Genomic DNA, 12,406 nt, shown 5'->3' on the forward strand with positions numbered 1-12,406 from the left:
TGTTTTGAAATACCCTACAGGGGTATGGTAACATGAAGAAGAAAAAACAAGACGTGGAGGGAATCATCATGGAACAAAAAACACTGCAAGTCGAAGGCATGTCATGTCAGCACTGCGTCAAAGCAGTAGAGACCGGAGTGGGAGAACTGAACGGAGTGACGGCGGTTCAGGTGAAATTGGAAGCCGGACAGGTGGATGTGACGTTTGATGAGAACAAAGTCTCCGTATCAGATATAAAAGACGCGATTGAAGATCAAGGGTATGACGTCGTATAAGGTTTATCGCGCTTCGGGAACGGGCGCGGTTTTCTTTTATGAAAATGATACCCCCTGGGGGTTTGTGAGAAGAGGTGAGGGCATTGAGTGAACCGAAAGAGATGACCATTCAAGTGGGAGGCATGACATGCGCCGCCTGCGCTTCAAGAATTGAAAAAGGGCTGAAACGGATGGACGGCGTCAATGACGCTTCCGTCAATCTTGCGCTTGAGACCTCAAATATTTCCTATCAGCCTGACAAAATCGAAGCTGGCGCCATAAAGGATAAAATTGAAAAACTCGGGTACCATGTTGTGACGGAAAAAGCCGAGTTTCAGATTGAAGGCATGACGTGCGCCGCTTGCGCCAATCGGATTGAAAAGTGCCTGAACAAAACAGAGGGCGTTGTGGGCGCGCCGGTGAATTTCGCCCTTGAAACGGTCACCGTTGAATACAATCCGAAAGAGGTGACACCGAAAGAGCTGAAAGAGACCGTGGCAAAACTCGGCTACAGATTAGACGAGAAGAAAGCGGTTGATGGAGGCGGCGGATTATCCCAAAAGGAGAAAGAGCAGCGAAAACAGCTGATCAGGCTGATATTTTCTGCCGTTCTCTCATTTCCGCTTCTATGGTCGATGGTCAGCCATTTTTCTTTTACTTCTTTTATCTGGATGCCGGATATCCTGATGAATCCGTGGCTGCAATTCGCGCTTGCCACCCCGGTGCAGCTCGTCATTGGCTGGCCTTTTTATATGGGAGCGTACAAGGCGCTGAGAAACAAAAGTGCCAATATGGATGTTCTCGTTGCGCTCGGAACGACGGCCGCTTACGCATACAGCCTGTACATGACGATTGCGTCTCTCGGACGAGACGGACATGTAGAGGGGCTTTATTATGAAACGAGCGCCATTTTGCTGACTTTGATTTTGCTTGGAAAGCTTTTAGAGATGAAAGCGAAAGGCCGCTCATCAGAAGCGATTAAAAAGTTAATGAAGCTTCAGGCGAAGACGGCGGCGGTTGAGCGGGAAGGGAAGGTACAGGTGATTCCGATTGACGAGGTCCGGACGGGGGATATCGTATATGTGAAACCGGGAGAACGTGTTCCTGTCGATGGCGAAGTGATTGAAGGCCATTCCGCAATTGATGAATCGATGATTACGGGGGAGAGCATGCCTGTCGATAAGTCTCCCGGAAGCACCGTCACCGGGGCGACGATCAATGCAAACGGCTTTCTCAAAATCAGAGCGGTGAATGTCGGGAAAGATACCGCGCTTGCACACATTATTAAAATCGTGGAAGAAGCCCAAGGGTCAAAAGCCCCCATTCAGCGGCTCGCGGATCACATTTCAGGCATTTTCGTTCCGATTGTGCTGGGGCTGGCCGTGCTGACTTTTCTCATTTGGTATGTATGGGCCGCGCCGGGACAGTTTTCTGAAGCGATCGGCAAATTCATCGCCGTGCTTGTCATTGCCTGTCCGTGCGCACTCGGGCTCGCCACTCCGACGAGCATTATGGCGGGCTCCGGCCGCGCAGCTGAATTCGGCATTCTTTTTAAAGGCGGAGAGCATTTAGAAAAAACACAGCGTCTGACGACCATCGTACTGGATAAAACAGGAACGGTGACAAACGGCAGACCGGTTCTGACAGATGCCGTACCGGCAGAGGGAATGAACGAAGAGGAACTCCTGCGGCTGGCGGCGGCCGCCGAAACGGGATCAGAGCACCCGCTTGGAGAAGCCATCGTGTCAGGAGCCGAAAAACGGGGGATTGCCATCCCGAAAATCACCCGGTTCCAAGCCCGGATCGGTTCGGGAATATACGCCGAGGCTGACGGCAGAACGATTCTTGCCGGATCAAGACGGCTGATGGAATCGGAACACATCGAACATGAGGCGCTGCTTCCTCACATGGCCCGCTTGGAGGCGGAAGGAAAAACGGTGATGCTTATTGCGGCAGACGGCAAAGCGGCGGGGCTTATCGCAGTCGCCGATACAATCAAAGACACATCTCCGGCCGCGGTGAAACGCCTAAATGATATGGGGCTTGACGTCATCATGATGACCGGTGACAACAAAAAGACCGCGGAAGCCATTGCAAAAGCCGCGGGCATCGGCAGCGTGATCGCCGAAGTGCTTCCCGAACAAAAGGCGGCGGAAATTTCCCGGCTGCAAAAAGAAGGCCGGCGCGTGGCGATGGTCGGTGACGGCATCAATGATGCTCCGGCGCTGGCTGTGGCCGATATCGGAATGGCCATCGGCACCGGCACAGATATCGCAATGGAAGCGGCGGATATTACGCTGATCCGCGGTGACCTGAACGGCATTGCCGACGCCATCGGCATGAGCAGGCTGACCATGAGAAACATCAAGCAGAATTTAGGCTGGGCATTGGGATACAACAGCATCGGCATTCCGATTGCGGCGGCCGGCTTTCTGGCCCCGTGGGTGGCAGGCGCCGCCATGGCGTTCAGCTCGGTATCGGTCGTCCTTAATGCTTTGCGTTTACAGAAGGTAAAAAAAGACAAAATGGGCTGATGCCTGTTTTGTCTTTTTTATTGACACTTTATTCAAAGCCTGCATATAATAGAGAAAACATATATATGAGTATATGTTCATATATATAATTCGTTTAGCTGTATTGATGTTATGGGAATCCTATTACGGAAAGTAGGGTGAGTCGAAAATGAAAGCAGCCAAAGGTGAATTTGTATTAGACGGACTTGATTGCAGCAACTGTGCAAAAAAAATAGAAAACGGCGTAAAAGCCATTGACGGCATAGACGGCTGTGCTGTCAATTTTGCGGCAAGCACCATCACGGTCTCAGCCGGCGGCAAAAACGAGCAATGGATGAAAGATGAGGTTGCGAAAAAAGTAAAGTCCATTGATCCTCATGTGACCGTTCGTTCGAAGCACGAAGACAAACCCGGCGAGGATGAATACCGCAAAAAGCTGCAGCTGATGTTAGTGAGATTGGCAGCGGGAGCCGTTTTGGCCGTCATCGCTTACTTCGCACACACGGGCGCCGTCCTTGAGTTTCTGCTCTTTTTTGCTTCATATTTGATTATCGGCGGCGATATCGTAGCCAGAGCGGGAAAAAACATTGTCCGCGGCCAGGTATTTGATGAGCATTTTCTGATGGCGCTTGCCACGATCGGCGCATTTATGATTCATCAGTATCCGGAAGGCGTCGCGGTCATGCTGTTCTACCAAATCGGTGAACTGTTTCAGGGAGCGGCCGTCAGCCGATCCAGAAAATCGATCAGCGCGTTATTGGACATCCGTCCTGAGTACGCCAATGTGAAAACGGAAAACGGCATGACTGCCGTTCCGCCGCAGGACGTCAAAGTCGGACAGGTCATCGTCGTGAATCCCGGAGAACGGATTCCGTTGGACGGAAAGGTGCTGAGCGGTTCTTCGATGGTTGATACATCCGCTTTAACGGGCGAATCCGTGCCAAGAAAAGCGGAGCCGGGGCAAGATGTGATGGCCGGATTTATGAATCAGAACGGCGTGCTTCATATTGAAACCTCTAAAGGATATGAAGACTCTGCCGTGTCAAAAATATTGGATCTGGTCGAAAATGCGGCCGGACGCAAAGCGAAAACGGAAAACTTTATTACGAAGTTTGCCAAGTATTATACACCGGCCGTTGTCATTGTTGCGGTGCTTCTCGCCTTTTTACCGCCGCTTCTCGTGCCTTCAGCCGCGCTATCCGACTGGGTGTACCGCGCGCTGATTTTCCTTGTGATTTCTTGTCCGTGCGCACTCGTCGTCTCCATTCCGCTCGGGTTTTTCGGCGGTATCGGAGCTGCGTCTAAAGCAGGGGTGCTCGTGAAAGGAAGCAACTATTTAGAAGCGCTCAATCAGGTGGCATACGCCGTGTTTGATAAAACGGGAACCTTAACGAAAGGCAATTTCGCCGTTACTGATATCAGACCGGCGGCGGGGTTTACGAAAGACAGCCTGCTTCATGCGGCCGCGCTTGCAGAAGCCCATTCCAATCATCCGATTGCTTCTTCCATCCGTGAAACTTACAATCAACCGCTCTCGGCTGAGGAGATTGAAGAATATGAAGAAATACCCGGACACGGCATTCGGGTGAAAACCGGCGGATCAACGATTTTAGCCGGAAATCAAAAACTGATGGCAAAAGAACAAATCGCTTCCGGCACAGCTGAAAACAACGGAACCGTCGTCTATGTCGCCGTTGATCAGCAGTATGCGGGGGCGATCGTGATCGCCGATGAAATCAAAGAGGACGCCAAACAGGCCATTGCCAATTTAAAAGCGCTCGGCGTGAAGCGGACAGTGATGCTGACGGGTGATTCAAAGCAGACCGGAGAAGCTGTCGGCCGAGAGCTCGGTATTGATGATGTGTACACAGAGCTTTTGCCGGGTGACAAGGTAGACCGCGTCGAAGAACTTGAAGCGGCGCTTGCACCGAATGAAAAACTGATGTTTGTCGGCGATGGGATTAATGATACGCCTGTGCTTGCCAGAGCTGACATCGGAGCTGCCATGGGGGCTCTCGGCTCTGATGCCGCCGTCGAAGCGGCCGATGTCGTCCTGATGACAGACCAGCCCTCAAAAGCAGCCGAAGCCATCCGGATTGCACGCCGCACACGCCGGATCGTCTGGCAGAACATCGGATTTGCTTTAGGCGTAAAAATGATTTTTCTCCTGCTTGGCGCATTCGGATTCGCCACCATGTGGGAAGCGGTCTTTTCAGATGTCGGCGTCACGCTGATCGCTGTTGCCAACGCGATGCGCGTCATGAGAGTGAAAGCGGAATAATTGTCAAAGATAATTCGTTTTTCAGGGTTTTCTTAAACAAGGTTGTCTTGGTAAAATAGAGAAGCGGGCCATCCGGCATCCGCTTCTTTTTTATTTTAAAAACAATGAGGTGTCTGAGTGAAAAAGAAACAATCGTCTGCGAAATTTGCGGTGATACTGACGTTAATCGTTGTCGTTTTATTTGCGGCCATCGTAATTATTAACAACCAAACGGAAAAAGCGGGCGAAACAGTCGCCGAACAGCCTTCCATTAAAGGACAGCCCGTGCTCGGCAAAGACAGCGCGCCTGTTACGGTAGTTGAATTCGGAGATTACAAATGTCCGTCATGCAAAGTATTTAACAGCGATATCTTTCCGAAAATCAAAAAAGATTTTATCGATAAAGGCGACGTGAAATTTTCATTTGTGAACGTCATGTACCACGGAAGCGGCTCGCGTCTGGCGGCTCTTGCTTCAGAAGAAGTGTGGAAAGAAGACCCGGCATCATTCTGGGCATTCCATGAAAAGCTGTTTGAACAGCAGCCGTCAAGCGAACAGGAATGGGTCACGCCTGCATTGCTTGAAAAAACGGTCAAAAGCACTGCGAAAAAGGTTGATCCTGACAAGCTGAAGGAAAACCTTGATAAAGAGACATTTGCAAAAGAGCTGAAAGCTGACACTGACCTGAATGATAAATTAAACATTACGGCGACACCGACGATTTACGTAAATGACAAGGTGATTAATGACTTCTCTAAATATGATGAGATTTCAAAAACGATTAAGAAAGAGCTGAAAAATGAAAAATAGAATCGTATTTTTATATGCTTCTTGGGTGATTGCTCTTGCTGCTATGCTCGGCAGCCTTTATTTCAGCGAGATCAGAAAATTCATACCGTGCGAGCTGTGCTGGTATCAAAGAATTCTCATATACCCGCTTGTCCTGATTTTAGGAATCGCCACCTTCCAGGGTGACACGCGCGTAAAAAAATACGTGCTGCCGATGGCCGTCATCGGCGCGTTTATATCGATCATGCATTACCTTGAGCAGAAGGTGCCCGGTTTCAGCGGCATCAAGCCGTGTGTCTACGGCGTGCCTTGCTCATCTGAATATATTAACTGGTTCGGTTTCATTACCATTCCTTTCCTGGCATTGACGGCATTTATTCTCATTATTATCTGCATGTGTTTTGTCAAAACGGAACGCACGGCAAAATAAAGAGCCTGCTCCATGGGAGCGGCTCTTTTTCTATTATTTGTACCAAGCTTTGTTTGTCTCAATCTGTCTGTTATGGGAGCTGTCCCAAATATCCACGGAATAGGCATAATCATAATTCATGACGCAGCGGATGCCGCTGCCTTGGGCGTCATGCTGAAGTCCGAAGTTATGGGAAAACTCGTGCTGTGCCGCTTTCGCCGTGTTGGCCGTTCCTTGATCAAGGTTCACGCTGAAAGCCGGGCCGCTCGGTTTGCCGTTATATACATACGCGATACCGCCGGCGTCAAAACTTGATTTTGCGGTAAAACCGACGACAAAATGATAATTTTGATTTCTGAAGCTGCCTTGGAGATTCGATAAAATCTGAGAACTGTTTGAGCCGGAGGAATTCCAAGCCTGCACAGCCTGTACGACGAAATCAATGTTGTGATCACGGTTAAAAGCAACATCGGCCTGCTCCACGATCTGGACGATTCGCGTTTGCCAGTCGCTGTATTTGGCGCGGTATTCAGCGTCCGCCACCGCCAGCACTCTGACCTTCTGAGAGCCCGTGCTGGCTTTAGTTGAGGCTTTATCCTGACTGACATTGGCATTGAATCGTTTCGTGCCGACCTGCTTGCCGTTTTCATCCAGAATTTTTGTGTCAACCGTCTGTTCGACTTGGACCGGGCCCTTCAGATCTTTAAAATGATCGGCTTTCGGAAGCGGGTCCGTATACACCGTTTTCGCCGGCTCCGCATGAGTGTGCGAATGCGTATGGCTTTCGGCTGACGGCAGGCCGGGAATTAATCCGGCGGCCAATAAAACAGGAAAAACAAGTGAACTGATTTTCATCTCATAACCCCCTTTTTGTTAGAGAAAGTATTCAATGAAACTTCCAATAAACCTCCCAAAATAGTATAAAATAGGTAAATGTTCTTGCTCCCAGCCGTTGCGAGTGAGGTTGTCCCGGGTTAGGAATCAGAATCTTTCAAAAATAAGGTTGATTTTAAGAGAAAGCGATTATAAAATCTAATGGTCGTCAGAAAATTTAACAAATAAAAAGGAGCATATGGAATGGCCTGGGAGCTGCTTAGTGTAATCGGCATCATTGCGTTTGCGGTCAGCGGAGCGATTGTTGCGATGGAAGAGGAGTATGATATTTTAGGCGTGTATATCTTGGGGATTGTAACGGCGTTCGGCGGAGGAGCGATCCGAAATCTGCTGATCGGTGTTCCGGTCTTCGCCTTGTGGGAGCAAGGCGCGTTTTTTCAAATCGCTCTCGCATCAGTTACGATTGTCTTTTTGTTTCCGAAGCTGCTGTTAAGGCATTGGAGTAAATGGGGCAACCTATCCGATGCCATCGGGCTTTCGGCGTTTGCCATCCAAGGCGCTTTATATGCCGTGAAAATGGGCCATCCGCTCAGTGCGGTAATTGCGGCAGCGGTCCTGACCGGAAGCGGGGGCGGCATCATACGGGATTTGCTCGCGGGCAGGAAGCCGCTTGTGCTCAAGGCGGAAATTTACGCGGTCTGGGCCGCGCTCGGAGGGTTAATCGTGGGCCTCGGCTGGGCCGGGGATGCCGCCGGTTTGTATGTGCTGTTTCTTGTGCTTGTGGCATGCCGCATCTGCAGTTATGTGTTCAGGTGGCGCCTGCCGAATCGTTCCTATCATATAGATCAGTAAAAAACCGATTTCACAAACGAAATCGGTTTTTTTGCATAACGGCTTCTGATAAAAAAAGACGCCCGATATGATAAGAAAAAGGGTATTTGACCATAATGCTGAATAATATGTTGCATATATGTTTGTATGATGAAAGCCGGATTTGTCAGCTTGATGTCGGAGGTGCCGCTGATGGCAAAACGTGATAAAGAGTGGAAAGAAGAGCAGGAAAGAATCAATTTTGTCATGAAGGAACTGGAACAGAAACAAACTCATCTTGAAGCCTCATCGGGCGGATTGAAGCAGGATATTGTCGGGCTGAGAAAAACGTTTTGGGATGATGTCACCGTGAATATGGATGACGCCCATGAAGCGGCTGAGACATTTTCAAGCATTAAACAGCAGGCAGAAATGCTTTCAGAACGTGAACGGACGCATCGGCTTCAATACCGGCAGCTTCAAAAAATCCAAAAGCTGAAAACCTCTCCTTACTTCGGCCGTGTCGATTTTACGGAAAAAGGGGAGTCTTCTTCCGAGCGGATTTATATCGGGCTGACTTCTTTGATGGATGAAAACAACGAGCAATTTCTCATTTATGATTGGCGCGCGCCCATCTCATCTCTTTACTATCAATATTCCCCGGGAAAAGCCCGCTATGAAGTTCCCGAAGAAACGATAGAGGGAGACATCACACTGAAGCGGCAGTTTATCATTAAAAACGGGACGCTTAAAGCGATGTTTAACACGGATATGACGATTGGTGACGAAATGCTGCAAGAGGTGCTGAGTGGGCATTCCGGACAGCATATGAAAAACATCGTGTCAACCATCCAAAAAGAACAGAACGAAATCATCCGGGATGAAAAAAGCAAATATCTCATTGTTCAGGGAGCCGCCGGAAGCGGGAAAACATCCGCGGCGCTTCAGCGGGCCGCTTACTTGCTGTACCGCGGTCGCGGGGTGCTTGATGCCCGTCAGATTGTATTGTTTTCCCCGAACATTTTGTTCAACAGTTATGTTTCCGCCGTATTGCCGGAATTGGGAGAAGAGAATATGGAGCAGGCCACCTTTCAGGAATATATCATCCGCCGGCTCGGACGAAAGTTTGATTGTGAAAGCCCGTACGAGCAGCTTGAATATTGCCTGACTGAACAAAATCAGGACGCACTTTCTGTAAGGCTTGCAGCCATTGCTTACAAAGCGTCATCAGCTTTCGAGTCCATGATTGACCGCTACGCCGGCTCGCTTTCCGGCTCGGGTCTGATGTGTAAACAGATCAGCTTCCGGGGAGACATCCTGATTTCAAAAGAACGGATTGAAGCCTATTTTTATTCGCTTGATCAGCAGCTGCCGATTCCGAACAGAGCGGAGCTGACAGCGGAATGGCTTCTCGCGGAAATCAGCGCTCTCGAAAAAAAGGAGCGTAAGAAGGAATGGGTCTTGCAGGAGAGCGAGCTGCTTGATAAGGAAGACTATGCTGAGGTTTATCAAACACTCAAGAAGCAGGCGGCAGATGATGATGAACCTGCATTTGACGACCATCAGCGCGAACAGCGGCTGCTTGGCGCCATTATTGTCGGCAAAGCCTTTAAACCGATTAAGCAGGCCGTCAGACGGCTCGGCTTTCTCGATATAAAACGGATGTATCTCCGGCTGTTTTCAGACTGGGGAGCTGATGAAAAGCCCGATCATTGGGAGAGCATCGGCGCTTTGACCAGAAACGCATTTGCAGAACGGTCACTTCCGTATGAAGATGCCGCTCCGTATCTGTATTTGCAGGATCTGTTAGAAGGAAAAAGAAAAAACACACAAATGAAGCACGTCTTCATTGATGAAGCGCAGGATTATTCTCCATTTCAGCTGACGTATATTCAAAGCATCTTCCCAGCTGCAAAGATGACGGTGCTCGGTGATGTCAGCCAGTCGATTTATGCCCACACCATTACGGGCCCTTCTTCCCTCGCCGGCTGCTTTCGCAATGGTGCAGAAAAGTATGTCAGCCTGAAGCGGACTTACAGATCGACGCGGCAGATTGTTGAATTTACGAAAGCGCTGCTGGCTGACGGTAATGACATTGAGCCATTTAACCGGAACGGGGAAAAACCGCGTGTTTTGCGGACGGATACAGAAAATGCGCGGCAGGAACAATTGGCGGATACAATCCAGGAGCTCAGACAAAAAGGCTGGGAGACGGTCGCCGTCATCTGCAAAACGGCCGCGGAAGCCAAAAAAGTGTTTCAGGCGGTCAGCGCCGAGAGCGGTGTCCGCTTGATCAATAAAGAAAACCAGCCTTTTCAAAAAGGGGTATGCGTCATTCCCGTTTATTTGGCAAAAGGCATTGAGTTTGACGCCGTCATTGCTGCTGACGCCTCTGCTGCCCAGTACAAAAGCGAACATGACCGTAAGCTGTTATATACGGCCTGTACGCGCGCGATGCATCATCTGACCGTATTGTCTCCGGGAGAACCCTCTCCTTTTATTAAAGAAGTGCCCGCCGGCTTATTCGTGTAAGCCCTTTGCCAAGTGCAAAGGGCTTTTTACCATTAGTAATCTTAATCGTTGTCATCATGATTATATATTTTACTTACATACAAACTTTCGGTAAAGTTTCAATTAGAATATTATTTTGACAATTCCTATAGAAATAACGTACGTTACGTTTAATTCCTTGTGAGGTGGATATCGTTGCAACTTCAGGTCATGAACAGTCCGTTTAATCAGGAGCAGGCAGAGCTCCTTAACCGCCTTCTGCCGACCTTGACAGAATCACAGAAAATCTGGCTGAGCGGTTATTTGGCTGCGGCCCGGTCCGAATCCGGTGAAACGGCCGCGCCCGCTGCTCCGGCTCCTGCAGAAAGCCCGGCAGTTTCAAGAGAAGTGACCGTATTATACGGATCGCAAACGGGAAATGCGGAAGGTCTTGCGAAACAGACGGTAAAGACGCTTGAGGAACGGGGATTTCAGGTCACCGTCGCGTCGATGAACGATTTTAAGCCGAATAATCTGAAAAAAATAAACAATTTACTGATCGTGGTGAGCACGCACGGAGAAGGCGATCCGCCGGATAACGCGCTGGCCTTTCATGAATTTCTTCACGGCAGACGCGCGCCGAAGCTTGAAGCGCTCCGTTACTCCGTTTTGGCGCTCGGGGACAGCTCGTATGAATTTTTCTGCCAGACCGGCAAAGAGTTTGACGAGCGTCTTCAAGAGCTCGGCGGCACCCAGCTTGCGCCGCGGGTTGATTGCGATCTTGATTATGATGAGCCGTTTTCGGAATGGCTTGACGCGGTCATCGGCGGTTTGAACGAAGGAGCGGGAAATCAAACAGCCGAAGCGCCTGCCGAGACGCCGGCTCTCGGTGAATCCGTTTATTCCAGAACGAACCCGTTTCGGGCGGAGGTTCTTGAGAACATCAATCTGAACGGACGCGGTTCGAATAAAGAAACACGCCATCTCGAGCTTTCGCTTGAAGGGTCGGGCCTCGCGTATCAGCCCGGAGACAGCCTCGGCATCTATCCGGAAAATGATCCGGCGCTCGTTGATGAGCTGATCAATGAGCTGAAATGGGACCCAAAACAGGAAGTGGCGGTGAATAAACAAGGAGAGCGCCTCCCGCTGAAAGATGCGCTTACTTCTCATTTTGAAATAACCGTCTTAACAAAACCGTTCCTGCAAAAGGCCGCACAGTTTACGGCTGACCAAAAGCTGAGTGAACTTCTGGCCGAAGGAAACGAAGAGCAGCTGAAAGCGTACATCAACGGCCGTGATCTGCTTGATCTCGTCCGGGATTTCGGGCCGTGGGAAGCGACAGCGGAAGACTTTCTTTCCATCCTGCGTAAAATGCCGGCCCGGCTCTATTCGATCGCAAGCAGTTTAGAAGCGAATCCGGAAGAGGTGCATCTGACAATCGGAGCGGTCAGATATGACGCGCACGGCAGAGAACGAAAAGGCGTCTGCAGCATTCTGTGTGCGGAAAGACTCCAGCCGGGAGATACGCTTCCGATTTACATTCAGCACAACCAAAACTTCAAGCTGCCGGAAAACCCGGATACACCGATCATTATGGTCGGGCCGGGGACAGGCATCGCGCCGTTCCGTTCCTTTATGCAGGAGCGTGAAGAAACCGGAGCTGAAGGGAAAACATGGCTGTTTTTCGGGGATCAGCACTTTGTCACTGATTTTCTGTACCAGACGGAATGGCAAAAATGGCTGCAAAACGGTGTTCTCACAAAAATGGACGTCGCTTTTTCCCGGGATTCGGAGGAAAAAGTATATGTGCAGCACCGCATGAAAGAACAAAGCAAAGAGCTTTATGAATGGCTGCAGCAGGGAGCCGCCGTATACATCTGCGGTGATGAACAGCATATGGCGCATGACGTGCACCAGGCGCTTCTCGATATCATTCAGGAAGAAGGCGGCATGAGCCGTGAAAAAGCGGAAAGCTTCCTGGCAGACATGCAGCAGAAAAAACGCTATCAGCGTGACGTATATTGATTTTGGTTTGAAAGGAGCTTAT

The 12,406-nt window shown here is 49.8% G+C and carries 9 protein-coding genes; 8 read left to right on the plus strand and 1 reads right to left on the minus strand.

Features of this window, described 5'->3' with window-relative positions:
* Positions 1-68 precede the first annotated feature (68 nt).
* From copZ to SB24_RS13410, 5 genes are all read left to right on the plus strand, one after another.
* Positions 69-275, plus strand: coding sequence for a copper chaperone CopZ (gene copZ / locus SB24_RS13390; RefSeq protein ID WP_015240581.1), 207 nt, complete (start codon positions 69-71; stop codon positions 273-275).
* An 83-nt stretch (positions 276-358) separates the two neighbouring features.
* Positions 359-2,788 (plus strand): heavy metal translocating P-type ATPase, encoded by a 2,430-nt coding sequence (locus SB24_RS13395; protein ID WP_039253850.1) that lies wholly within the window; start codon positions 359-361, stop codon positions 2,786-2,788.
* Positions 2,789-2,936: 148 nt separating this feature from the next.
* Positions 2,937-5,048 (plus strand): heavy metal translocating P-type ATPase, encoded by a 2,112-nt coding sequence (locus SB24_RS13400; RefSeq protein WP_039253853.1) that lies wholly within the window; start codon positions 2,937-2,939, stop codon positions 5,046-5,048.
* A gap of 117 nt (positions 5,049-5,165) precedes the next feature.
* Positions 5,166-5,837, plus strand: coding sequence for a disulfide bond formation protein BdbD (locus SB24_RS13405; RefSeq protein WP_012118444.1), 672 nt, complete (start codon positions 5,166-5,168; stop codon positions 5,835-5,837).
* On the plus strand, positions 5,827-6,246 hold the full coding sequence (locus SB24_RS13410) for a disulfide oxidoreductase (protein ID WP_039253854.1): 420 nt from the start codon (positions 5,827-5,829) through the stop codon (positions 6,244-6,246). The genes SB24_RS13405 and SB24_RS13410 overlap by 11 nt, the downstream gene beginning before the upstream one ends.
* 33 nt (positions 6,247-6,279) lie before the next feature.
* Here SB24_RS13410 and SB24_RS13415 read toward each other — a convergent pair whose 3' ends face one another.
* Complete coding sequence (locus SB24_RS13415) at positions 6,280-7,080, minus strand: zinc-dependent metalloprotease (protein WP_015418210.1); 801 nt, start codon at positions 7,078-7,080, stop codon at positions 6,280-6,282.
* A 222-nt stretch (positions 7,081-7,302) separates the two neighbouring features.
* On the opposite strand from SB24_RS13415, the gene SB24_RS13420 reads away from it, so the two are divergent.
* The 3 genes from SB24_RS13420 (at position 7,303) to SB24_RS13430 (ending at position 12,384) form a co-directional block, all read left to right on the plus strand.
* The gene (locus tag SB24_RS13420) at positions 7,303-7,911 is read left to right on the plus strand and encodes a trimeric intracellular cation channel family protein (RefSeq protein WP_039253855.1); all 609 of its coding nucleotides are present in this window, start codon (positions 7,303-7,305) and stop codon (positions 7,909-7,911) included.
* A 171-nt stretch (positions 7,912-8,082) separates the two neighbouring features.
* Positions 8,083-10,401: an RNA polymerase recycling motor HelD gene (gene helD / locus SB24_RS13425; protein WP_039253856.1), complete on the plus strand. Its 2,319-nt coding sequence runs from the start codon at positions 8,083-8,085 to the stop codon at positions 10,399-10,401.
* A gap of 174 nt (positions 10,402-10,575) precedes the next feature.
* Positions 10,576-12,384: an assimilatory sulfite reductase (NADPH) flavoprotein subunit gene (locus SB24_RS13430; protein WP_007410019.1), complete on the plus strand. Its 1,809-nt coding sequence runs from the start codon at positions 10,576-10,578 to the stop codon at positions 12,382-12,384.
* Positions 12,385-12,406 lie beyond the last annotated feature (22 nt).

This window comes from Bacillus sp. Pc3, from assembly GCF_000815145.1.
Classification (GTDB): Bacteria; Bacillota; Bacilli; order Bacillales; family Bacillaceae; genus Bacillus; species Bacillus velezensis.

What these genes read in the sequence shown, in the direction of transcription:
- copZ (WP_015240581.1), top strand. Translation starts at nt 69, where the DNA reads ATGGAACAAAAAACACTGCAAGTCGAAGGCATGTCATGTCAGCACTGC.
- SB24_RS13400 (WP_039253853.1), top strand. Translation starts at nt 2,937, where the DNA reads ATGAAAGCAGCCAAAGGTGAATTTGTATTAGACGGACTTGATTGCAGC.
- SB24_RS13410 (WP_039253854.1), top strand. Translation starts at nt 5,827, where the DNA reads ATGAAAAATAGAATCGTATTTTTATATGCTTCTTGGGTGATTGCTCTT.
- SB24_RS13415 (WP_015418210.1), bottom strand. Translation starts at nt 7,080, where the DNA reads ATGAAAATCAGTTCACTTGTTTTTCCTGTTTTATTGGCCGCCGGATTA.
- SB24_RS13420 (WP_039253855.1), top strand. Translation starts at nt 7,303, where the DNA reads ATGGCCTGGGAGCTGCTTAGTGTAATCGGCATCATTGCGTTTGCGGTC.
- helD (WP_039253856.1), top strand. Translation starts at nt 8,083, where the DNA reads ATGGCAAAACGTGATAAAGAGTGGAAAGAAGAGCAGGAAAGAATCAAT.